The 23,295-nt window shown below is 68.6% G+C and carries 19 protein-coding genes; 9 read left to right on the forward strand and 10 right to left on the reverse strand.

The genetic code is table 11. The annotated features are described in order from the left end of the window. Positions 1–79: 79 nt before the first annotated feature. The gene (locus ACFYX0_RS31320) at positions 80–1,549 is read right to left on the reverse strand and encodes a CCA tRNA nucleotidyltransferase (RefSeq protein ID WP_388975139.1); all 1,470 of its coding nucleotides are present in this window, start codon (positions 1,547–1,549) and stop codon (positions 80–82) included. Between the two features lie 245 nt (positions 1,550–1,794). On the opposite strand from ACFYX0_RS31320, the gene ACFYX0_RS31325 reads away from it, so the two are divergent. From ACFYX0_RS31325 to trxA, 7 genes are all read left to right on the forward strand, one after another. Beyond that, positions 1,795–4,221: a DUF6049 family protein gene (locus ACFYX0_RS31325; protein ID WP_388975142.1), complete on the forward strand. Its 2,427-nt coding sequence runs from the start codon at positions 1,795–1,797 to the stop codon at positions 4,219–4,221. A 46-nt stretch (positions 4,222–4,267) separates the two neighbouring features. Then, positions 4,268–6,559, forward strand: a complete 2,292-nt coding sequence (gene murJ / locus ACFYX0_RS31330) for a murein biosynthesis integral membrane protein MurJ (RefSeq protein ID WP_388975145.1) — start codon at positions 4,268–4,270, stop codon at positions 6,557–6,559. Positions 6,560–6,677: 118 nt separating this feature from the next. Next, positions 6,678–8,396, forward strand: a complete 1,719-nt coding sequence (locus ACFYX0_RS31335; RefSeq protein ID WP_388975148.1) for a serine/threonine protein kinase — start codon at positions 6,678–6,680, stop codon at positions 8,394–8,396. Between the two features lie 24 nt (positions 8,397–8,420). Further along, positions 8,421–9,134 carry an RNA polymerase sigma factor SigM gene (sigM, locus tag ACFYX0_RS31340; RefSeq protein ID WP_311693810.1) on the forward strand — a complete coding sequence of 238 codons (714 nt, stop codon included), beginning with the start codon at positions 8,421–8,423 and terminating at the stop codon, positions 9,132–9,134. After that, entirely contained in the window at positions 9,131–10,063 is a 933-nt protein-coding gene (locus ACFYX0_RS31345; protein ID WP_388975150.1) for an anti-sigma factor family protein, read from the forward strand. Before sigM ends, ACFYX0_RS31345 begins: the two co-directional genes overlap by 4 nt. Before the next feature lie 186 nt (positions 10,064–10,249). After that, positions 10,250–11,221: a thioredoxin-disulfide reductase gene (gene trxB / locus ACFYX0_RS31350; RefSeq protein ID WP_388975153.1), complete on the forward strand. Its 972-nt coding sequence runs from the start codon at positions 10,250–10,252 to the stop codon at positions 11,219–11,221. A 41-nt stretch (positions 11,222–11,262) separates the two neighbouring features. After that, positions 11,263–11,598 carry a thioredoxin gene (gene trxA / locus ACFYX0_RS31355; RefSeq protein WP_388975156.1) on the forward strand — a complete coding sequence of 112 codons (336 nt, stop codon included), beginning with the start codon at positions 11,263–11,265 and terminating at the stop codon, positions 11,596–11,598. A gap of 92 nt (positions 11,599–11,690) precedes the next feature. On the opposite strand, the gene ACFYX0_RS31360 is transcribed toward trxA, so the two are convergent. From ACFYX0_RS31360 to rpmH, 9 genes are all read right to left on the reverse strand, one after another. After that, positions 11,691–12,308 carry a GNAT family N-acetyltransferase gene (locus tag ACFYX0_RS31360; RefSeq protein WP_311693802.1) on the reverse strand — a complete coding sequence of 206 codons (618 nt, stop codon included), beginning with the start codon at positions 12,306–12,308 and terminating at the stop codon, positions 11,691–11,693. Between the two features lie 343 nt (positions 12,309–12,651). Then, on the reverse strand, positions 12,652–13,752 hold the full coding sequence (locus ACFYX0_RS31365; RefSeq protein ID WP_388975159.1) for a ParB/RepB/Spo0J family partition protein: 1,101 nt from the start codon (positions 13,750–13,752) through the stop codon (positions 12,652–12,654). Then, a complete protein-coding gene (locus tag ACFYX0_RS31370) occupies positions 13,749–14,822 on the reverse strand; it encodes a ParA family protein (protein ID WP_311693951.1) in 1,074 nt (357 codons plus the stop codon). The genes ACFYX0_RS31365 and ACFYX0_RS31370 overlap by 4 nt, the downstream gene beginning before the upstream one ends. A 306-nt stretch (positions 14,823–15,128) precedes the next feature. After that, positions 15,129–15,845, reverse strand: coding sequence for a 16S rRNA (guanine(527)-N(7))-methyltransferase RsmG (gene rsmG, locus ACFYX0_RS31375; RefSeq protein WP_355906669.1), 717 nt, complete (start codon positions 15,843–15,845; stop codon positions 15,129–15,131). Between the two features lie 160 nt (positions 15,846–16,005). Continuing rightward, entirely contained in the window at positions 16,006–16,518 is a 513-nt protein-coding gene (locus tag ACFYX0_RS31380) for a R3H domain-containing nucleic acid-binding protein (RefSeq protein WP_365158298.1), read from the reverse strand. A gap of 15 nt (positions 16,519–16,533) precedes the next feature. Then, positions 16,534–17,811, reverse strand: coding sequence for a membrane protein insertase YidC (gene yidC / locus ACFYX0_RS31385; RefSeq protein ID WP_388975162.1), 1,278 nt, complete (start codon positions 17,809–17,811; stop codon positions 16,534–16,536). Between the two features lie 3 nt (positions 17,812–17,814). Further along, positions 17,815–18,168: a membrane protein insertion efficiency factor YidD gene (gene yidD / locus ACFYX0_RS31390; RefSeq protein WP_388975165.1), complete on the reverse strand. Its 354-nt coding sequence runs from the start codon at positions 18,166–18,168 to the stop codon at positions 17,815–17,817. Next, a complete protein-coding gene (rnpA, locus tag ACFYX0_RS31395) occupies positions 18,165–18,539 on the reverse strand; it encodes a ribonuclease P protein component (protein ID WP_388975168.1) in 375 nt (124 codons plus the stop codon). Before rnpA ends, yidD begins: the two co-directional genes overlap by 4 nt. Before the next feature lie 18 nt (positions 18,540–18,557). Next, positions 18,558–18,695 (reverse strand): 50S ribosomal protein L34, encoded by a 138-nt coding sequence (rpmH, locus tag ACFYX0_RS31400; protein ID WP_003956500.1) that lies wholly within the window; start codon positions 18,693–18,695, stop codon positions 18,558–18,560. Positions 18,696–19,117: 422 nt separating this feature from the next. On the opposite strand from rpmH, the gene dnaA reads away from it, so the two are divergent. Together dnaA and dnaN are read left to right on the forward strand one after the other, a co-directional pair. Beyond that, positions 19,118–21,013: a chromosomal replication initiator protein DnaA gene (gene dnaA / locus ACFYX0_RS31405; protein ID WP_388975171.1), complete on the forward strand. Its 1,896-nt coding sequence runs from the start codon at positions 19,118–19,120 to the stop codon at positions 21,011–21,013. A 981-nt stretch (positions 21,014–21,994) separates the two neighbouring features. Further along, complete coding sequence (gene dnaN, locus ACFYX0_RS31410) at positions 21,995–23,125, forward strand: DNA polymerase III subunit beta (protein ID WP_311693786.1); 1,131 nt, start codon at positions 21,995–21,997, stop codon at positions 23,123–23,125. Positions 23,126–23,295 lie beyond the last annotated feature (170 nt).

Here is a 23,295-nt window from a genome sequence, read left to right on the forward strand (position 1 = left end):
GGGGCGAAGTTTCACGTGAAACATCGCCCCTCCGCGCATCCAGGGGCATGTTTCACGTGAAACATGCCCCCACTTCATCTCAGGAGCCGTGCTCGGCCCCCCACTCCTTGAGCGCCGCCACTGCGGCGTCGTGCTCCATGGGCCCGTTCTCCAGACGCAGCTCCAGCAGGAATTTGTACGCCTGACCGACGGTGGGACCGGGGCGGACACCCAGGATCTCCATGATCTGGTTGCCGTCCAGATCGGGGCGGATCGAGTCCAGCTCCTCCTGCTCCTGGAGCTGGGCGATGCGCTCCTCCAGCCCGTCGTACGCGCGGGAGAGCGCAGCCGCCTTCCGCTTGTTACGGGTGGTGCAGTCGGACCGGGTGAGCTTGTGGAGACGCTCGAGGAGCGGGCCCGCGTCACGGACGTACCGGCGCACCGCGGAGTCGGTCCACTCTCCGGTGCCGTAGCCATGGAAGCGCAGATGGAGCTCGACCAGCCGGGAGACGTCCTTCACCAGGTCGTTCGGGTACTTGAGCGCCATCATTCGCTTCTTGGTCATCTTGGCGCCCACCACCTCGTGATGATGGAAGGAGACGCGGCCATCCATCTCGAAGCGGCGTGTCCTCGGCTTGCCGATGTCATGCAGCAGAGCAGCGAGCCGCAGGGTAAGGTCCGGGCCCTCGTTCTCGAGCGCCATGGCCTGTTCCAGGACGATCAGTGTGTGGTCGTAGACGTCCTTGTGCCGGTGGTGCTCATCACGCTCCAGCCGCAGCGCGGGCAGCTCCGGCAGAACATGATCGGCGAGCCCCGTCTCGACGAGGAGCCTCAGTCCGCTCCGCGGCTCCGCGGACAGGAGCAGCTTGTTCAGCTCGTCCCGCACGCGTTCGGCGGACACGATCTCGATACGCCCGGCCATCTCCTTCATCGCCGTGACGACCTCGGGAGCGACCTCGAAGTCCAGCTGGGCCGCGAACCGGGCCGCACGCATCATCCGCAGCGGATCGTCGGAGAAGGACTCCTCCGGCGTGCCCGGCGTCCGCAGCACCCGGAAAGCGAGGTCGTCGAGCCCGTGATGGGGGTCGATGAACTCCTTCTCAGGCAGCGCGACGGCCATGGCGTTCACGGTGAAGTCACGGCGGACCAGGTCCTGCTCGATCGAGTCGCCGTACGAGACCTCGGGCTTGCGCGAGGTGCGGTCGTACGCCTCGGCCCGGTAGGTCGTCACCTCGATCTGAAAGCGCTGTACCGCGTCGCCGACACGGGCGTCCTTCTGGGCGCCGACCGTTCCGAAGGCGATACCGACGTCCCAGGTGGCGTCCGCCCACGGCCGCACGATCTTCAGCACGTCCTCGGGGCGCGCGTCGGTCGTGAAGTCGAGATCGTTACCGAGCCGGCCGAGGAGGGCATCCCGCACCGATCCGCCGACCAGGGCGAGCGAGAACCCGGCCTCCTGGAAGCGGCGGGCGAGTTCGTCGGCGACAGGGGACACCCGCAGTAGTTCACTCACCGCGCGGTGCTGCACCTGACTCAGGGCGCTGGGATTGTCTTCGTTGGCGTTCGGCACAACAGAAAAGGGTACGTGGCCCGCGCGAGCGGGGGCGCCTCGATTAAACGTCCACAAGCTTTAGCGTAACCATGCATAAACGCCCCGTGCGGATTCCCCGGTCGATACGCCTTTATATAGGACAGGCCGCCCCTCGTTCCCGATCTTGGGAGGCGGACCGCGGCACTTCCCCTCCGCGCACATCGTTACCATGCCTGGACGCACATTCCGACGACCACTGACGACGACGAGGGACGGGCGAGCGCGTGGCCGAGGCGGCAGACTTCCAGGGGATGAGTCCCTCACCTGCCCGCCGGTGGCTCCGGCGCACCGGAGCACTGCTCGCGGGTGCGCCCCTGCTGGCGGGCCTGCTACAGCTGCCCGCCGGGCCGGCGGCGCACGCCGCCGAGAAGAGCGCCCCGGTGGCAGCTAGCGGTTCCGGCACGGTCAGTGTCTCCCTCGACTCGGTCACCCCCAGCGCACCGACCGGCAACGACACCCTGACCGTCTCCGGCACGGTCACCAACAACGGCCAGGAGACGGTCACGGACGCGCATGTGGGCCTGCGGGTCGGCCCGTCCCTGAACAGCCGCGGGGCGATCGACAGCGCCGCCCGGCGCACCGGCTACGCCCCCGGCCTCGACGGCACCGAACTCGGCGGCAAGTACGTCGAGGACTTCGACAAGATCACTCCCGGCGGCCAACAGGACTTCAGCCTCTCCGTGCCCGTCAAGGCGCTCGACCTGGGCTCCGACGGGGTCTACCAGCTCGGCGTCTCGCTCTCCGGCCAGACCTCCGCGCAGCCGTACGAGCAGGTCCTCGGCATCCAGCGGACGTTCCTGCCCTGGCAGCCGGACGGCGCGGACGCCAAGACGAAGACGACGTACCTCTGGCCGCTGATCTCCTCTGTCCACATGACCGCGGAGACCCTTCCCAACCAGCAGCAGACCCCCGTCTTCCAGAACGACGAACTGGCCAAGGAGATCGCTCCGGGCGGCCGCCTCTCCCAGCTCCTGTCGCTGGGCAGGGGCCTGAACGTCACCTGGGTGATCGATCCCGACCTGCTCGCCTCCGTGGACGCCATGGCGGGCAGCTACAGCATCAAGGGCAGCGGCGACTCGGTCACGGCGGGCAAGAACCAGGCGGTCGCCAAGCAGTGGCTCTCCGAGCTTGAGCAGGCGGTCCAGGACAAGGAGGTCGTGGCCCTCCCCTTCGCCGACCCCGACCTCGCCTCGCTCGCCCACGACGGCAAGAACGTCACCGGCTCCCTGAGCCATCTCAAGGACGCCACCGACGTGGCCGGGAGCACCGTGGAGACCATCCTCCACGTGAAGCCCGAGACCGACTTCGCCTGGCCGGTGGAGGGTGCGATCGACCCTTCGATCGTCAAGGTCGCCACCTCCGCCGGCGCCGACGAGATCATCGCCCGCAGCGACAGCCTCCAGGAGACAAGCGGTCTAGACTACACCCCGACCTCGGCGCGCCCCATCGGCGGTGGCACCACGGCGGTGGTCGCGGACGCCGGCCTGTCGACCGCGTTCGAGGACGACATGTCCTCGGCCGGCGCCTCCACACTGGCGGTGCAGAGGTTCCTGGCCCAGAGCCTGATGACCAACCTGGAGGAGCCGCAGAAGCAGCGCAGCATCGTGGTGGCCCCGCAGCGCATGCCGTCCGCGAGCCAGGCCCAGGCGATGGCGCAGGCGCTGAAGACCCTCCAGGGCAGCAACTGGTCGCAGTCCGCCGGACTGTCCGCGGCCGCCGACGCCAAGCCGGACCCGCAGGCCACAACGCGCGTGCCGTCCACCTCCCGGTACCCCTCGTCGCTGCGCAAGGAGCAGCTGCCTCAGGCGGCGTTCCAGGAGATCGAGGACACGCAGGACAAGCTCGACAACTTCAAGGTGATCCTCACCGACCGCGAGCGGGTCGTCACCCCCTTCGGGCGAGCCATAGACCGCGCCATGTCCACCTCCTGGCGAGGGCACCCCATCAAGGCCGCGGACTTCCGCCTGGACGTGGGGTCGTACCTCGACGGGCTCACCGACCAGGTCCGGCTGATCGACAAGTCGGAGACCAAGCTCTCGGGTCGCAGCGCCACGATCCCCGTGACGGTGCAGAACAACCTCATGCAAGGGGTCGACCACCTGGTGCTGCGGCTCACCTCGCAACAGCCGACGCGTCTCAAGATCGGCAACAGCCCCTACACGGAGCAGCCCATCAGCGTCTCCGGCGGGCACAGCCAGTCGGTGAAGTTCACCACCACGGCCAACGCCAACGGCCGCGCCGACGTGGTCGCCCAGCTCTTCACAGAGGACGGCCAGGCGTACGGCCCCGCCGTCACCTTCGACGTGAACGTCACCGAGATCACGCCCACGGTGATGCTGGTCATCGCGGGCGGTGTCCTGCTGCTGGTCCTCGCCGGATTCCGCATGTACACCCAGCGCAAGCGCCTGGCCGCACGACAGGCCGAGGAGGAGCAGGGCGACCCGGACGGCACCACGTCGGAGGGGGGTCTGAACGACTCGGCCGACGGCACCGTAGACACTGAAGACACCGAAGGCCCCGCGACGGGACCCGAACAGGAGTCGGACGCGGAACACGGGGCAGACGACCCGGAGCAGCCGAGTGACCCGGTACCGGACACCGCACCCGAAAGCGCCGACCCGTCCAGCACGGGTGAGAGAGTGGACCGTTGAGCGACGTCGTGGCCGGTCGGCCCGGGGACAATGAGGTGGGGTAACCATGAACGCGCCGTACGACGGTGACCGCGGCCAGGGCGGCTCGGGCCACCCCGAGGGCCCGCCGCCGCACGAGCCCGGCCAGGTGCCGCCGCACCCCCAAGCGGACATGTACCTCCAGAACGCCTACCGGCAGGACCCCTACCGGGCGCAGGACCTCTCCGCCCAGGATCCGGTCACCGAGGCCCTCTACGACCGCGCCGCGCACCCTCCGCCGCCCCCGGGCACCTACCAGCCGCAGCAGCCGCTCTACGGACAGCCGCCCACGCCGCAGTACGCCCCGGACCCCCAGGTGTGGGCCCAGCCGCCCGCGCCCGAGCCGTCAGGCCCGACGCAGTACCTGCCCTACGGCGACGACCCCCGCACGACCCAGTACGTGGGCGTCGACGACCTGGTCATCCAGGCCGGCGAGGAACGCCACGAGCCGGACGCCTTCGCCCACCTCCTCCGCGACCAGCAGCAGGGCGGCGGACAGCCGTACCCGCAGCAGACGTCCGTGCCCGCCTCCGCGCCGGGCCAGGGCCCCACGGGGCACTTCCAGCAGCCCGTCCACGCCTACGCACAGGCCGGGGCGTACGCGCCCACGCCCGGACCGGCCGCCGAGGCTGCTCCCATGGCCGCACCGGCCCCCGCCGTGTCCGAGCCCCCCGCCAAGAAGGGCGGGCGCGCCTCTGGCCTGCTGAAGTCCAGCGCCGTGATGGCGGCGGGCACGATGGTCTCCCGTCTCACGGGCTTCATCCGCTCGGCGATGATCGTCTCGGCCCTGGGCATCGGCGTGCTCGGCGACACCTTCCAGGTCGCCTACCAGCTCCCGACGATGATCTACATCCTCACCGTGGGCGGTGGCCTGAACTCCGTCTTCGTGCCGCAGCTCGTCCGCGCGATGAAGGAGGACGAGGACGGCGGCGAGGCCTACGCGAACCGCCTCCTCACGCTGGTGATGGTGGCCCTGGGCCTGCTGACGGCCGTCGCGGTGTTCGCCGCGCCGCTGCTGGTCCGGGTGCTGTCGAACTCGGTCGCGACCAACCCGCAGGCCGACGGCGTCGCCATCACCTTCACCCGCTACTTCCTGCCCTCGATCTTCTTCATGGGCATCCACGTGGTGATGGGGCAGATCCTCAACGCCCGTGGAAAGTTCGGCGCGATGATGTGGACGCCGGTCCTGAACAACATCGTCATCATCGTGACGCTGGGCATGTTCCTGTGGGTCTACGGCAGCGCCGCGCACTCCGGGATGACGGTGGACAACATCCCGCCGGAGGGCCAGCGGCTCCTCGGCGTGGGAGTCCTGCTGGGTCTCGTCGTACAGGCCCTCGCCATGATTCCCTATCTGCGCGAGACCGGTTTCCGGCTGCGGCTTCGCTTCGACTGGAAGGGCCACGGCCTGGGCAAGGCCGCCATGCTCGCCAAGTGGACCGTGCTCTTCGTCCTGGCGAACCAGGCGGGTGCCATGGTCGTCAGCCAGCTGTCCACCGCCGCGGGCGAGCACGCCGGCAAGAAGTTCGCCGGCACCGGCTTCGCCGCCTACGCGAACGCCCAGCTGATCTGGGGTCTCCCGCAGGCCATCATCACCGTCTCCCTGATGGCCGCCCTGCTGCCGCGCATCTCGCGCTCCGCCGCCGAGGGCGACGGCGGAGCCGTACGGGACGACATCTCCCAGGGCCTGCGCACGACGGCCGTCGCGATCGTGCCGATCGCCTTCGGGTTCCTCTCCCTCGGCATCCCGATGTGCACCCTGATCTTCGGCGCCTCGGGCACCGGCTCGGCGACCAACATGGGCTACATGCTGATGGCCTTCGCCCTCGGCCTGATCCCCTATTCGGTGCAGTACGTGGTGCTCCGCGCCTTCTACGCGTACGAGGACACCCGCACCCCCTTCTACAACACGGTCATCGTGGCCGCCGTGAACGCCGGCGCCTCGGCCGCCTGCTACATCCTGCTCCCGGCCCGCTGGGCCGTGGTCGGCATGGCGGCCTCCTACGGCCTCGCGTACGCGATCGGCGTCGGAGTGGCCTGGGCGCGGCTGCGCAAGCGGCTGGGCGGCGACCTGGACGGCGCCCGGGTGCTGCGGACGTACGCGCGGCTCGCGATCGCCTCGGTGCCCGCCGCTCTGCTGAGCGGGGCGGCCTGCTACGAAATCGGCCACACGCTGGGCCAGGGCGTCGGCGGCTCGCTCGTCGCCCTGATCGGCGGTGGTGCCCTTCTTCTCGGTGTCTTCTACGTGGCCGCACGCAAGATGCGCATCGAGGAGCTCAACTCAATGGTCGGCATGGTCCGCGGGCGCCTGGGGCGCTGAGGCGGGGGTACGCGCACAACCATCGTGCGTCGCTGTGTGTCGTGCATAGCGCCGGACTGTGGGCACAATTGGTTTCTGCGTCGGACAGCGCGCAACGGATGGGGAGGCAGGAACGACGGTGGCGGAACGGAGCACGGCTGCCGTCGACGTGGCAGACAACAGCGGTGACGAGCCGCTGACCGCGAAGGCGGACCAGTCCACGTCCGACGGGGCGGCCCAGATGCGGAATCGGGAGACGGACGGCGACGAGTCGCCGGGGGGCGGCGGGACCGAGCATCCCGGAAAGGCCTCACCCCCCGAACTGCACAGCGGCCACAAACTCGCCAGACGCTATCGACTCGAAGAATGTCTCACCCGTCTGGACGGCTTCAGCAGCTGGCGTGCGGTGGACGAGAAGCTCCGCCGTGCCGTCGGTGTGCATGTGCTGCCGTCGGACCACCCGCGGGCCCGTTCCGTGCTGGCCGCGGCCCGCTCGTCGGCGCTGCTCGGCGACCCCCGCTTCGTGCAGGTGCTGGATGCCGTCGAGGAGAACGACCTCGTCTATGTCGTGCACGAGTGGCTGCCCGACGCCACCGAGCTGACCACCCTGCTGACGTCGGGGCCCCTGGAGGCCCATGACGCCTACCAGATGGTCACCCATGTCTCCCAGGCGATGGCGGCCGCGCATCGCGAGGGGCTCTCCCATCTGCGTCTGAACCCGGGCACGGTGCTGCGCACCTCCTCCGGCCAGTGGCGCATCCGGGGCCTCGCCGTGAACGCCGCCCTGCGTGGCATCTCCTCCGACACCCCCCAGCGCACCGACACGGAGGCCCTCGGCGCACTCCTGTACGCCGCCCTCACCCAGCGCTGGCCCTACGACGAGGACGCCTTTGGCCTGTCCGGGCTGCCCAAGGGCGTCGGCCTGATCGCTCCCGACCAGGTGCGCGCCGGCGTCCACCGTGGGCTGTCCGAGCTCTCCATGCGGGCGCTGGCCAACAACGGCGCCACCGCCTCCCGCCACGAGACCCCGTGCACCACGCCCGAGGAACTGGCGAAGGCGGTCGGCGAGATGCCCCGCATCCGCCCCCCGGAGCCCGCGTTCACCGCCCCGCCGGAGTACCAGCGCACCACGTACCAGCAGGGCACGTACGGCCGTCCCTCGGGCCATCCCGGCATGACCCAGCCCGTGGCGACCCCGCCGGCCCCGCTGCAGAGCCGCACCGGCAAGGCCCTCAAGTGGGTCGTGTCCGCGCTGCTGATCGCCGCGCTGGGGCTGGGGAGCTGGCAGCTGGCCGAAGCTCTGATGGACCAGGGCGACAAGTCCAACAACACCCATCCGACGCAGACGAGCGACGGGAACGACAAGAACAGCGGCAAGCCCAAGCCCGCCACGCAGATCAAGATCCAGGGCGCGCAGGAGTATGTCGCCAGCGGCGACCCCCAGGCACCCGACGATGTCGCGAAGACGTACGACGGTAACCGCTCCACTTTCTGGCGGACCAAGCGCTACAACGAGGGTCCGAAGCTGGCGCCGTACAAGCCCGGCGTGGGCATCGTCTACGACCTGGGCTCCGCGAAGGAGATCTCGACCGCGTCGATAGGGCTCCGGTACGGCGGCGACCACACAACGGTCCATCTCTATGCCACGGACTCGCTGTCGCCCTCGACCGGAGTCGACGGGATGACGGAGATCGGAACCGCGACGACGAGCGGCACCTCTCTCACGGTGAAGGCGGCGAAGTCGGTGAAGACGCAGTATGTGCTGCTATGGATCACGGATGTGCCACAGGCGCCCAGCGACGGCTACAGCGGTGCTGGCTACAAGCAGGCGATCACCGACGTGATGTACACGAGCTGAGCAGACCGAGGGGGAGGGGGTCCGGTGGCGGACGATGCCGCATACGGTGATGTAAGCGATCAGGACCTCCTCGCCCGTCATACAGAGGGCGACCCCGATGCCTTCGGGGAGCTGGTGCGGCGGCACCGCGACCGGCTGTGGGCCGTGGCCCTGCGGACGCTGGGGGACCGCGAGGAGGCCGCTGACGCCGTCCAAGACGCCCTTGTCTCCGCCTACCGGGCCGCCCATACCTTTCGCGGGCAGTCGGCCGTCACAACCTGGCTGCACCGGATCACGGTGAACGCCTGCCTGGACCGTGCCCGCAAGGCGGCGTCCAGGAAGACCTCGCCCGTCGACGACACGGAGCGGCTGGAGCAGCTCCTGGAGCCGCACGAGTCGGCCTCCGCTCCGGCCGAGCGCAACGATCTGCACCGCGAGCTGGTGGAAGCCCTGGGCACTCTTCCGGCCGACCAACGGGCCGCCCTGGTCCTGGTGGACATGCAGGGCTACCCGGTGGCGGAGGCCGCTCGCATCCTCGACGTGCCGACCGGCACGGTGAAGAGCCGCTGCGCCCGCGGCAGAGCCAGACTGCTGCCGCTGCTCACCCATCTACGGACGGAGAGCGGCGGCCAGGACGGCAAGAAGTCGGGTGGCGGGCGGAACCGGACGCAGGGGACGTCCGTCCCACCCGCAGCGGGACCACGTGACACCGGGTCGAGCGATTCAGCTGCTGTGAAGGGCGGAGGTGGGCGAGCGTGACATCCACGACCGGCACGGCCGGACACCCGGACGTCGAAGAGCTCTCCGACCTCAGTGAGGGGCTCCTCGCGCCGTCCCGTACCGCGGACATACGGCGGCATCTGGAGGACTGCACCCTCTGCGCCGATGTGTATGACTCCCTCGAGGAGATCCGTGGGCTCCTGGGCACGCTGCCGGTACCGCAGCGGATGCCGGACGATGTGGCGAGCCGCATCGACGCCGCACTGGCCGCGGAAGTCCCGCTGGGAGCGATGACCCCCGGCGTCACCGAGACGCCCTCCGCGACGTCGGCCGTTCCGCATGTTTCACGTGAAACATCGACCGCCTCTCCGACCGACCGCCCTTCGGGCCACAGTCCCGCGGCCACGGGACCCGGCCGTGCACAGCGCACACGCCGGGGCGGCCGCAGGCACGTCGTTCTGGGAGCCGTCTTCACGACAGCGGCCCTCGGCCTGGGCGCCCTGTTGGTGCAAACCGTGGGCGGCAGCGACATGGCCAAGACCCCGAACAGGCCCACCGCGCTGCACACCGATGCGGCCCACACCTACGCCGGGGCAACTCTGGAGAAGCAGGTGACCGACCTGCTCGCCGGACAGAAGACGGGCGGGGGCCGGGCCGGCAGCAGCAAGCCCTGGGGCGTCGAGTCCCAAGGTGACACGACGGGGTCCTCGGGCATGGAGTCCAACAGGACCTTCCAGGACACCACCGGCAGCATCCCGAGCTGCGTCGAGCAGGCCATCCACACCGACCAGCCCGTTCTCGCCTCCGACAAGGGCGTGTACCAGGGAACCTTCGTCTATCTGCTCGTCGCCCCCGACGCCTCCGCCCCCACCAGGGTCACGGCCTATATCGTCGATGCCGCCTGCGTGAAGAAGGCATCGGTCACGCCCGGCACGGTGCTGCTGACGCGTTCGTACGCACGCCGCTGAGGGTTCCCTCGTCGGACAGTCCCTGCCCGGGATTCGGTTGGCATCTGTGTGCGGTGCAGGGTACTGCGTGTGCCCGGACACACCGGGAATGCGGGCCCCTTAGGATCCGTTGGGTGGGGTGAGAGTACTGAGAGATGCTCCCACCGGCAGAAGCAGCAGCAGTCTCCAGAGACGAGGAATGAAGCCGTGAGCGACGTCCGTAACGTGATCATCATCGGCTCCGGGCCCGCCGGCTACACGGCGGCGCTCTACACCGCCCGCGCTTCCCTGAAGCCGCTGGTGTTCGAGGGCGCCGTCACCGCGGGCGGTGCCCTGATGAACACGACCGAGGTGGAGAACTTCCCGGGCTTCCAGGACGGCATCATGGGCCCCGAGCTCATGGACAACATGCGCGCGCAGGCCGAGCGCTTCGGTGCCGAACTGATCCCGGACGATGTCGTCTCTGTCGACCTCAGCGGTGAGATCAAGACGGTTACGGACACTGCCGGCACAGTCCACAAGGCGAAGGCCGTCATCGTCACCACCGGCTCCCAGCACCGCAAGCTGGGTCTGCCGAACGAGGACGCCCTCTCCGGCCGCGGCGTCTCCTGGTGCGCCACCTGTGACGGGTTCTTCTTCAAGGACCAGGACATCGCCGTGATCGGCGGCGGCGACACCGCGATGGAGGAGGCCACCTTCCTGTCGCGCTTTGCCAAGTCGGTCACGATCGTCCACCGCCGTGACACCCTGCGCGCTTCCAAGGCTATGCAGGACCGTGCGTTCGCCGACCCGAAGATCAAGTTCGTCTGGGACAGCGAGGTCGCCGAGATCAAGGGCCGCCCGAAGCTGGAAAGCCTGACGCTGCGTAACCTGAAGACCGGCGAGCTGTCGGAGCTGCCGGTGACCGGTCTGTTCATCGCGATCGGCCACGACCCGCGCACCGAGCTCTTCAAGGGGCAGCTGGACCTCGACGAGGAGGGCTACCTGAAGGTGGACGCCCCCTCGACCCGGACCAACCTGACAGGTGTCTTCGGCGCCGGAGACGTCGTCGACCACACCTACCGTCAGGCAATCACCGCGGCCGGCACCGGCTGCTCCGCCGCCCTCGACGCCGAGCGCTTCCTCGCCGCTCTCGCGGACAGCGAGCAGCAGGCGGAGCCCGAGAAGACCACCGTCTGACCCCTCCCGCCCCACCGCACCACCGAGTTAAGGAGCCCACTGTGGCCGGCACCCTGAAGAACGTGACCGACGACTCTTTTGAGCAGGACGTGCTCAAGAGCGACAAGCCCGTCCTGGTGGACTTCTGGGCCGCCTGGTGCGGTCCGTGCCGCCAGATCGCGCCCTCGCTGGAGGCGATCGCCTCCGAGTACGGCGACAAGATCGAGGTCGTCAAGCTCAACATCGACGAGAACCCGGCCACGGCGGCCAAGTACGGTGTCATGTCGATCCCGACCCTGAACGTCTACCAGGGTGGCGAGGTCGCCAAGACCATCGTCGGTGCCAAGCCGAAGGCTGCGATCGTTCGCGACCTCGAGGACTTCATCGCCGAGAAGTAAGCGGCACCGCCGCTGAGCCGAAGCGGCGATGTTTCACGTGAAACACGAATGGGCCAGCCCGCCAGGGCTGGCCCATTCGTATGAGTGGCTCCTTACAGTGGCCGCAGCGCCGGCTCCTTCTGTACGGCTCCCAGAAGCCGGTCCAGGGCCATCTCGACGTCTTCCTTCCAGGAGAGCGTCGAACGCAGCTCCAGCCGCAGCCGGGGGTATGTGGGGTGCGGGCGCACCGTCTTGAAGCCCACAGCCAGAAGATGGTCGGCAGGGAGGAGACAGGCCGGCTCCTTCCAGCGGGCGTCACCGAAGGCCTCGATCGCTCTGAAGCCACGCCGCAGCAGATCTTTGGCGACCGTCTGCACCATGACACGTCCGAGCCCCTGGCCCTGGTACCCCGGCATGATGAAGGCGGTCATCAACTGGACCGCGTCCGGGGAGACCGGACTCGTGGGGAACGCCGTGGAACGCGGGACATAGGCAGGCGGCGCGTAGAGGACGAAGCCCACCGGGACGTCGTCGACATAGACCACCCGCCCGCAGGAACCCCAGTCCAGCAGAACGGCGGAGATCCACGCCTCCTTCTCCAGTCCGGAGGTTCCGGTCTTTACCGCTGCCTCACCACTGACGGGGTCCAACTCCCAGAAGACACACGCGCGACAGCGCTTGGGAAGGTCCGGAAGGTTGTCCAGCGTAAGCGGTACGAGCCGACGCCCCATGAAGGCAGTTCCTCGCTTCCTTCGCCCGCAGCGCCACGGGCGGCTGTCAGAGCACCCCGCTCCCTGAGCAGGCTGCCGACGAACCCGCCGACCGCCCCCAGGCTCAAGCCCGCGGTCACCAGTCCGGTACGGCTCATAGCTCGCATGGCCCCCGCCTCCCCACTGAAGGTATTGCCAGGTGGATGCGCCATACCCGATCGCATCGTATCCCTGATGCGATTCCCTCGATACTGCCTGAAAACAAAGAGCGGGCCGTGTTCCGGTACACACCGGACACAGCCCGCCTTCTCCCCATGGACCGATCGTCCCCGGCCGACGTCACGAGTCGACGCCACCGGGAGACTCAGTCCTCTGGCTCCTCGATGTCGTCGTCCACCAGGCTCCGCTGAAGGACCGGTCCCTCACCCGGAGCGAGGGTGCTCAGGATCCGCTCGAGATCGTCCATCGAGGCGAACTCGACGGTGATCTTGCCTTTCTTCTGACCGAGGTCGACCTTCACCCGGGTCTCGAAACGATCCGAGAGCCGGCCCGCCAGGTCGCTGAGCGCGGGAGAGACACGAGCACCGGCACGCGGCCCCTTGGAGCGCGGCGCGCTCTGCGGCCGGGACCCCATGAGCGTGACGATCTCCTCGACGGCCCGCACGGACAGCCCCTCGGCCACGATGCGGTGAGCCAGCCGGTCCTGCTCCTCCGAGTCCTCCACGGACAGCAGGGCTCGGGCATGTCCAGCGGACAGCACCCCGGCGGCCACCCGGCGCTGCACGGCCGGCGACAGCTTCAGCAGCCGCAGGGTGTTGGACACCTGCGGACGCGACCGGCCGATGCGGTCGGCCAGTTGGTCGTGGGTGCAGTTGAAGTCCTTGAGGAGCTGGTCGTAGGCGGCAGCCTCCTCCAGCGGATTCAGCTGAGCCCGGTGCAGGTTCTCCAGAAGGGCGTCCAGGAGGAGCTTCTCGTCGTCCGTGGCACGCACGATCGCCGGGATGGCCTCCAGACCGGCCTCACGGCAGGCCCGCCAGCGCCGCTCGCCCATGATGAGCTCATAGCGCGAGGACGCCAGCTGCCGCACCACGATGGGCTGGAGCAGCCCGACCTCCTTGATGGAGGTGACGAGCTCGGCGAGCGCGTCCTCGTCGAACACCTCACGGGGCTGCCGGGGGTTCGGCGTGATCGAGTCGAGGGGCAGCTCGGCGAAGTGGGCACCCAGCGGAGACACGACGGTCTCCGTGGTGCCGACCGTCAGCTCCTCGGTTTCATGTGAAACAGACGGAAGCGTGGCCACTTTCGCGGCCGCCACTCCTCGGTCCGTGGTCAGTACGGGCCCCGCCGCAGGCGCGCCGGACGGACCGCCCACCGCCGCAGCCGGGGCCGCCGCCTTCTCCCCTGTAGGGGCGGCAGGGATCAATGCGCCGAGACCACGGCCCAGCCCCCTCCGTCGCTCGCTCACTGGATCCCCTCCACCATGCTCTGTTCCGTCTGGGCGCCCATGTGGGCGTGCTGCGCGTCATAGCTGACGCCGACACCCTTGAGCGCGATTTCCCGTGCCGCCTCAAGATACGAGAGAGCACCGCTCGAACCCGGATCGTAGGTCAACACCGTCTGTCCGTAGCTCGGCGCCTCCGAGATACGGACCGAGCGGGGAATGCTCGTCCTCAGCACCTCGTCGCCGAAGTGGCTGCGCACCTCTTCCGCGACCTGGGACGCGAGACGCGTCCGGCCGTCGTACATGGTGAGCAGAATGGTCGACACATGCAGGGCGGGGTTGAGGTGCCCCCGCACCAGGTCGACATTGCGCAGGAGCTGTCCCAGGCCCTCCAGGGCGTAGTACTCGCACTGGATCGGGATGAGGACTTCCTGCCCGGCCACCAACGCGTTGACCGTCAAGAGGCCGAGCGAGGGCGGACAGTCGATGAGGATGTAGTCCAGCGGCTGCTCATAGGCCTGGATCGCCCGCTCCAGCCGGCTCTCCCGTGCCACGAGAGATACCAACTCGATCTCCGCACCGGCGAGATCGATGGTGGCGGGAGCACAGAAGAGGCCCTCGACATCGGGAACGGGCTGGACCACCTCAGCGAGAGGCTTGCTCTCGACCAAGACGTCGTAGATGGAAGGAACTTCTGCGTGGTGGTCGATCCCCAGCGCAGTGGATGCATTGCCCTGTGGGTCGAGGTCGATCACCAGGACACGGCCACCGTGGAGCGCAAGCGACGCGGCGAGGTTGACCGTCGTCGTGGTCTTACCCACCCCGCCCTTCTGGTTGGCGACCACGATGACCCGGGTCTGCTCGGGTCGCGGCAGGCCCTCACCGGCACGACCCAGTGCCTCCACCGCCAGTTGGGCAGCACGACCGATGGGAGTGTCGTCCATCGGGGGCGGTGTTTCACGTGAAACATCCTCCCCCATCGACTCGGTACGGGGACCGGGGACCGGATCGGTCATCGGTCCCGCGATGTTGGCGTCGGACCGCAAGGATTCACTCTCCTCGACTACAGGCTCGCAATGAACAGAGCCTCCCATGCCTTCGGGGTCGTGAACCAGTGAGGTCTGGCCTTCTGTGGAGAAATCCACCTCTGTGGACAACTCCATGCCCTTCCCGGGGGACGAAGCCCTCGAGGTGGACACCTCTCCGAGGGTTCCGAGTGGTTTGCGGTCGCGGGGTTCGGCCGCAGCCCGGCCGCGACTGATGATGCCGTGCAGGAGTGAGCGACGTTTCACGTGAAACACGATGCACAGCGGCCCTGACCGGACCTCCGCGACACTCCGAGATGCGTAGACGGGGCAGCTTGTGTGGAGTACGACGGCTCATCGAGATTGCGCGCCCGATCAGCGACGCCGTCGCGTCCGCCCTGTACGGGCCGCCTTCGCCCGCTTGGCCGCGAAGCGCACGCCGCCGGGACTTTCCCCCACCTCCACGCGCACCACGGTCGACAGCGGCTCCACAATGCCCTCACCGACATGGAGGATGGACGTCTCCACTGCACCGAGCTTCGTCAGGGCGGTGGCGGCGCTCTTCAGCTCCTCCTCGGCCGTGTCACCCTTCAGGGCGAGCATCTCCCCGTAGGGGCGCAGCAGGGGGATGCCCCAGGTGGCCAGACGGTCCAGCGGGGCAACGGCACGGGCGGTGACCACATGAACCGGCTGGATCTTGCCCATGACCTCCTCGGCGCGGCCACGGACGACGGTCACATGGTCCAGCCCCAGCAGCTCGACGACCTCGCTGAGGAAGTTGGTGCGCCGCAGCAAGGGCTCCAGCAGCGTGATCTTCAGGTCCTCCCGGACGAGTGCGAGGGGAATGCCGGGCAGTCCGGCACCGGAGCCCACATCGCACACGGTGACCCCGTCGGGCACGACCTCCGAGAGCACCGCGCAGTTCAGCAGATGGCGCTCCCACAGCCGGGGCACTTCCCTCGGGCCGATGAGACCGCGCTGCACACCCGCTTCCGCGAGCAGTTCCGCATAGCGGACCGCGTCCGCGAAGCGATCGCCGAACACCTCGCGCGCCTGCTCCGGCGCAGGGGGAAGCGCTGCTGCCTCCGTCACGGGGACCGTCCTTCCGTACCGCACGAGCGCACTGAGCGCAGACCACCAGAACTATCAGGGACTGCCGGCTGTCGGGCACGCAGCCGCCAGGAACTACCAGGCTGACAAAGTTCGGCCCCGCCTGCTCAACAGACGGGGCCGGAAAAAGCTGCGAACCGATTCAGGCGGGCAGCACGACAACGAAGCGCTGCGGCTCCTCGCCCTCGGACTCGCTGCGCAGGCCCGCGGCCTTGACCGCGTCATGGACGACCTTGCGCTCGAAGGGCGTCATCGGCTTGAGCTTGACGGGCTCGCCGGAGCTCTTGACCTCGGCCACCGCCTTGGCGCCGAGTTCCGAGAGCTCCGCACGCTTCTTGGCGCGGTAGCCGGCGACGTCCAGCATCAGCCGGCTCCGGTCGCCGGTCTCCCGGTGCACGGCCAGGCGCGTCAGCTCCTGGAGGGCCTCCAGCACCTCGCCGTCACGACCGACCAGCTTCTGCAGGTCCCGGCTGGCCGTGTCGCTGATGATCGACACGGACGCGCGGTCGGCCTCGACGTCCATGTCGATGTCGCCGTCGAGATCGGCGATGTCCAGCAGACCCTCGAGGTAGTCCGCCGCGATCTCGCCCTCCTGCTCCAGGCGGGTCAGGGTGTCTGCACCCTCGGCAGCCGCGGAGGTGGTGCCTTCCGTCACGGGATGGACTCCTTCTTACTTCTTGGACGGGGACTTGGGCCGCTGCGGCCCCTTGCGCTGACCGGACTGAGCCCTGCTGCGGGTACTGGAGCCGGGCTGCTTCTTCTTGGCAGCGTCGTCCGGCTTGGCGTCCTGCGGCTCGTCGGACTTGGTCAGTGACGGCGACGAGGCCGACTCCTCGGAGTCATCCGCCGCCCTGGGCCCACCGGACTGGCGCTGGGACTTGGTCTGCCGCTTGGGCTGCTGGCGCTTGGGGGCCCCGGTGCTCGGCGTACCGTCCTCGACGGTGGCGACGGCCACGGCCTCGCTCTTCTCCACGGTGCCGTCGGCCTGGGCCGCGAGGCCCGCCTTGGTGAGACCGTTGATGAACTTGCGCTCGAACTCGTTGCGGTCACGGCCCTTGGCGACGATCGCCTTGATGATGGCCTTCTCGCTCCGCCTGCGGATCTTGCCGTGGTGCGTGACGTGCTTGGTCAGACGCTCCAGGTAGGCGGCCTGAGCCTTGGAACCCGGGGTCGGGTTGTTGTGGATGACGTACATCTGCTGGCCCATGGTCCACACGTTGGTGGTCAGCCAGTAGACGAGGACACCGACCGGGAAGTTGATACCGAAGACGGCGAACATGACCGGGAAGACGTACATCAGCATCTTCTGCTGCTGCATGAACGGCGTCTTCACCGTGGTGTCGACGTTCTTCGTCATCAGCTGGCGCTGCGTGTAGAACTGCGACGCCGACATCAGGACGATCATGATCGCGGTGACGACCCGCACGTCGGTCAGCGAGGCACCGAGGGCGGCGACTTTGTCCGCACCGTCGGTGAACTTCGCGGCCAGCGGGGCACCGACGATGTGCGCCTTACGGGCGCTGGCGAGCAGCGGCTCGTTGATGACGCCGATCGTCTTGCCCGTCGCGATGCCGTTGAGCACGTGGTAGAGGGCGAAGAAGAACGGGGACTGCGCCAGGATGGGAAGGCACGAGGAGAGCGGGTTGGTACCCGACTCCTTGTACAGCTTCATCATCTCTTCGGACTGGCGCTGCTTGTCGTTCTTGTAGCGCTCCTGGATCTTCTTCATCTCGGGCTGCAGCGTCTGCATCGCCCGAGTCGCCTTGATCTGCTTCACGAAGAGCGGGACCAGGCAGATACGGATCAGAATCACCAGGGACACGATGGACAGGCCCCAGGCCCAACCCGTGTCAGCGCCGAAGATCGCGCCGTACACCGTGTGGAACTGGACGATGACCCAGGAGACAGGTGTCGTGATGAAGCTGAAGAGGCTGGCAATCGTGTCCACTAATCATGCTCCTTGGGCATGGGACGAGGTCTCTGCGGCCGGGCTCGAGGAGAGAGTCCCCTCGGTGGCCGGTTCGGCGGCGGAGGGCCCGCCCTTGCGTGCGCGCCAGGCGTCGCGCAGCATTTCGTGCCACCGTGGGCGCTTGCGCGGCGGGACATGGTCCACACCGCCGAGCGACCACGGATTGCATCGCAGGATGCGCCAGGCGGTCAGTGCCGTTCCCTTGATCGCACCGTGCCGGTCGATGGCTGTGTAGCCGTAGTGAGAACACGAGGGGTAGTACTTGCACACCGGCCCCAGCAGTGGACTGATCGTCCACTGGTAGATCTTGATCAGGGCCAGCAGTGGGTACTTCATCGCGCGCCCCCTCCTCCCAGCAGCCGCTGCAGGGCGGCATCCAGGTCTCGGGCCAGCTGTGCAGGGTCGGCGTCACCCGATCCGGGCAGCGCTCGTACGACTACCAGGCTACCGGGGGGCAACAGGGCCACTCGGTCTCGCATGAGATGGCGAAGCCTGCGCTTCACCTTGTTACGTATGACCGCTCCGCCCACGGCCTTGCTCACGACGAAACCCGCACGCGTCGGGGGAGCGCTCTTCCCAGGCGCGTGCGGGTCCGTGGCACCGCTACGAAGGTGGACGACGAGAAGCGGGCGTCCGGCCCGACGTCCTCGGCGTACCGCGGTCGCGAAGTCCTCGCGCCGCCTCAGCCGATGCTCGGTAGGCAGCACGTCATGACCTGTGCGCGATCAGGCGGACAGACGGGCGCGACCCTTGCTACGGCGGGACGCCAGGATGGCGCGGCCGGCACGGGTGCGCATACGCAGCCGGAAGCCGTGGGTCTTCGCGCGACGACGGTTGTTCGGCTGGAAGGTGCGCTTGCTCACTCGGGGGCTCCAGTAATGATTCGGTGGTTGGCGGGGTGTCGCCTGGCTGTCACCGTGCGCCCACGAGTAGCTCGCATTACGCCCGAGTGCACCGCTTCCCGATCACCGACATGTTCCCTGGTCGGAACTGGTACGTGATCTGTGCCCATCGGAGGCAGGCGGCAGCAGCCATCGACAACTCGACCTGGTTACGGTACGCGGGCCCGCGCCGTTCGGTCAAACCAGCGAGCCATGAGTGACACTTGTCCACAGGCTGGGGACAACAACTTGAACCACGCCGGTCGCCCTGACTACCGTGACTGGACTCCGATTCGTTCCCTTGCCGCCGACCCAGCTGTTTCGTCCCGGGCCCGACCAGCCCGACCTTTATTCCGACCTTCCCGCGACCGCGTGCGCGTGGGACCTGTGAGAGAGCGTGCCCTGTGGCTGACGTACCTGCCGATCTTGCCGCAGTGTGGCCACGAGTACTCGAGCAGCTCCTCGGTGAGGGGCGTGGGCCGGGGGTAGAGGCGAAGGACGAGCACTGGATCCGGCGCTGCCAGCCGCTGGCGCTGGTCGCCGACACCGCCCTGCTCGCGGTGCCGAACGAGTTCGCGAAGGGTGTCCTGGAAGGCCGGCTGGCGCCGATCGTCAGCGACACGCTCAGCCGTGAGTGCGGCCGCCCCATCCGCATCGCGATCACCGTCGACGACTCCGCGGGCGAGCCCCCGGCACCGGCCCCGCCCGCCCAGTCGCGCTACGAGGAGCCCGAGCTCCCCGGCCGCGACCCCTACGACTCCCAGAGCGGCTACGAGGGATACGGCCGCCACCGTGCGGACGACCACCGGTCGGGCCGGCCCGACCAGCTGCCCACCGCCCCCGCGGACCAGTCCCCGGCCGCCCGCACGGACCAGCTCCCGCACACCCGCGCCGACCAGCTGCCGCACGCCCGTCCCGCGTATCCGGGGGAGTACCAGCGCCCCGAGCCCGGCGCCTGGCCGCGCTCGTCGCAGGACGACTACGGCTGGCAGCAGCAGCGTCTCGGCTTTCCCGAGCGCGACCCGTACGCGACGCCGGCGCCCGACTACCGCACGCAGTCACTGGAGCGCTCGCCGTACGAGCAGCAGCGCCCGGACTACGACAGCGCGCGCTCCGACTTCGGCCAGCCGCGCCCGGACCGGCGCGAGCTGCCGGAGCCGCCCTCCGGCGGCGGCCACGGACACCGGGGCGGTCCGGGCCTGCCTCCCACCGGCGCGCCCGGACCGCTGGCCGCGCAGCCCGCGCCGGCGACCGGACCGGGCGAGCCGACCGCGCGGCTCAACCCGAAGTACCTCTTCGACACGTTCGTCATCGGCGCCTCGAACCGGTTCGCGCACGCGGCCGCGGTCGCCGTCGCCGAGGCACCGGCGAAGGCGTACAACCCCCTCTTCATCTACGGCGAGTCGGGCCTCGGCAAGACGCATCTGCTGCATGCCATCGGCCACTACGCGCGCAGCCTCTACCCGGGCACCCGGGTGCGGTACGTGAGCTCCGAGGAGTTCACCAACGAGTTCATCAACTCGATCCGCGACGGCAAGGCGGACGCGTTCCGCAAGCGCTACCGCGACATGGACATCCTGCTGGTCGACGACATCCAGTTCCTGGCGCAGAAGGAGTCGACGCAGGAGGAGTTCTTCCACACCTTCAACACGCTCCACAACGCCAACAAGCAGATCGTGCTGTCCTCGGACCGGCCTCCCAAGCAGCTGGTCACCCTTGAGGACCGGCTGCGCAACCGCTTCGAGTGGGGCCTGATCACCGACGTCCAGCCGCCCGAGTTGGAGACGCGTATCGCGATCCTGCGCAAGAAGGCGGTGCAGGAGCAGCTCAACGCCCCGCCGGAGGTACTGGAGTTCATCGCCTCCCGCATCTCGCGGAACATCCGGGAGCTGGAGGGCGCGCTGATCCGGGTGACGGCGTTCGCGTCGCTCAACCGTCAGCCCGTGGACCTCGGTCTGACGGAGATCGTGCTCAAGGACCTGATCCCCGGCGGCGAGGACTCGGCCCCCGAGATCACCGCGACGGCCATTATGGCCGCCACCGCCGACTACTTCGGCCTGACGGTGGAGGACCTGTGCGGCACCTCGCGCGGCCGCGCCCTGGTGACCGCCCGGCAGATCGCGATGTATCTGTGCCGTGAGCTGACGGACCTGTCGCTGCCGAAGATCGGCGCCCAGTTCGGGGGCCGCGACCATACGACGGTGATGCACGCCGACCGCAAGATCCGCGCGCTGATGGCCGAGCGGCGCTCCATCTACAACCAGGTCACCGAGCTGACGAACCGCATCAAGAACGGCTGACGGCCGCACCCGCGCACCACCGCCGAGGGCGCCCCCGGGAATCTTCCCCAGGGGCGCCCTCCGCCGTTCCCGCGCACCCTGTGGGGCGCCGGCCGGACGTCTTCGGACGCCTCCGGGCACCCTCTCGTCCCGTCCTCAGGCCCCCGTGTCCGCCCGCTCCCGGGGAAGCGGGCCCTTCCGCGGGCACCACGTCGGCAACCTGCTGTTCGAATACCTGCCGGGTTACGGCCACTCTCCACAGATACGGCGACTTTCCTCCGTCCACATGCTGGGGACTACCGAGTTGTCCAGATCGCATCCACAGGCCGGCCTGTCGAAAGACCGTCCGGCCAGGTCAGCCGCTTGTGGATTGGTGGACGAACGATCTCCACAGTCTGTGGACGAAACGAAGATCCACAGGCTGTGTACGAAGTTGTCCACCGACGACCCACAGGCTGTGGCCGGTTGTCCCCAGTGTTCCCCAGCTTCTCCACATGCCTGTCCACTGTTCGGCAACGTGACGCGGCTTCTCACCGGACGGAGTGAAAGGCGTCACACCAAGATGCCTGGTTGGGCTGTGGGAAAGGTGGGTAAAGCTGGGGACGGCACTGGGGAGAAGTGGCCCTCGGCTGTGCACGGGGTGTGCAGAACTTTCCGTTCTCCACAGATACGCCTGGTTGTCCACCGCCGCCGCCCACAGGGTCCGTGGACAAAATCTGGCCGCTGAGCTGGGAAAACACAGTTATCCACGGTTTCCACAGGCCCTACTACTACCCCTACACAGAGAGTCCGGGGAATTCGTCTGGAAGCGGGTCCTGTGCACAACTCGCTCTCCGGCCGCCGACCGCGCCTCATCACGACTTGACCGCGAGAGGCACCGACTGTCAGCGGTGTGCGTCAGACTGGTCCCCGGTGTCCTTCCCGTCACAGGGGCTCTCGACACCGAGACAGACGAGAAGGCCAGCAGGGCGAGAACGCCGGCAACAGCAGGAGGCGGCTTAGGTGAAGATCCGGGTGGAACGCGACGTACTCGCGGAGGCAGTGGCCTGGGCGGCACGCAGCCTCCCGGCCCGTCCGCCGGCGCCTGTCCTCGCCGGCTTGCTGCTGAAGGCCGAGGACGGTCAGCTCAGCCTCTCCAGCTTCGACTACGAGGTCTCGGCGCGCGTGTCGGTGGAGGCCGAGGTCGAGGAGGAGGGCACGGTCCTCGTGTCCGGCCGCCTCCTCGCCGACATCTCCCGCGCCCTCCCCAACCGCCCGGTGGAGATCTCCACAGACGGTGTACGGGCGACGGTGGTCTGCGGCTCCTCGCGGTTCACCCTCCACACACTCCCTGTGGAGGAGTACCCGGCGCTGCCCCAGATGCCGAACGCGACGGGCACGGTCCCGGGCGAGGTCTTCGCCTCCGCCGTGCAGCAGGTCGCCATCGCCGCGGGCCGCGACGACACCCTGCCCGTGCTCACCGGTGTCCGCATCGAGATCGAGGGCGACACGGTCACGCTGGCCTCCACCGACCGCTACCGCTTCGCGGTCCGCGAGTTCCTGTGGAAGCCGGAGAACCCGGAGGCGTCCGCGGTCGCCCTGGTGCCCGCCAAGACCCTCCTGGACACCGCCAAGGCGCTGACGAGTGGTGACTCCGTGATCCTGGCGCTGTCCGGCTCGGGCGCGGGCGAGGGCCTCATCGGTTTCGAGGGCGCCGGCCGTCGTACGACGACCCGTCTGCTGGAGGGCGACCTCCCGAAGTACCGCACGCTGTTCCCGACGGAGTTCAACTCGGTCGCCACCATCGAGACCGCCCCCTTCGTGGAGGCCGTCAAGCGCGTGGCCCTGGTCGCCGAGCGCAACACCCCGGTGCGGCTGAGCTTCGAGCAGGGCGTGCTGATCCTGGAGGCCGGCTCCAGCGACGACGCACAGGCTGTGGAAAGGGTCGACGCCAACCTGGAGGGCGACGACATCTCGATCGCCTTCAACCCGACCTTCCTGCTGGACGGTCTGAGCGCCATCGACTCCCCGGTGGCCCAGCTGTCCTTCACGACGTCCACGAAGCCCGCGCTGCTCGGCGGCAAGCCGGCCCTGGACGCCGAGGCGGACGACGCGTACAAGTACCTGATCATGCCGGTGCGGCTCAGCGGCTGACGGCTGTCCACAGGACGCCCCGGGCCCGGTGGATCACCGGGCCCGCCGGGCAAAGCCGCAGGTGAGAGGGGCTACGCATGAGCGCGTGGGCCCACAGGTGTGCATGAGGACCCGGGTTTAGGCTCGGACACAGGTACGAAAGTGCCCTCATGCCACATCGCAACCTAAGG

Source organism: Streptomyces sp. NPDC002573 (assembly GCF_042889625.1).
Classification (GTDB): domain Bacteria; phylum Actinomycetota; class Actinomycetes; order Streptomycetales; family Streptomycetaceae; genus Streptomyces; species Streptomyces gibsoniae.

Excerpts from the sequence above, each read along its gene's own strand:
- murJ (WP_388975145.1), top strand. The coding sequence starts at position 4,268 with ATGAACGCGCCGTACGACGGTGACCGCGGCCAGGGCGGCTCGGGCCAC.
- ACFYX0_RS31360 (WP_311693802.1), bottom strand. The coding sequence starts at position 12,308 with ATGGGGCGTCGGCTCGTACCGCTTACGCTGGACAACCTTCCGGACCTT.
- ACFYX0_RS31370 (WP_311693951.1), bottom strand. The coding sequence starts at position 14,822 with ATGGGAGGCTCTGTTCATTGCGAGCCTGTAGTCGAGGAGAGTGAATCC.
- yidD (WP_388975165.1), bottom strand. The coding sequence starts at position 18,168 with ATGAAGTACCCACTGCTGGCCCTGATCAAGATCTACCAGTGGACGATC.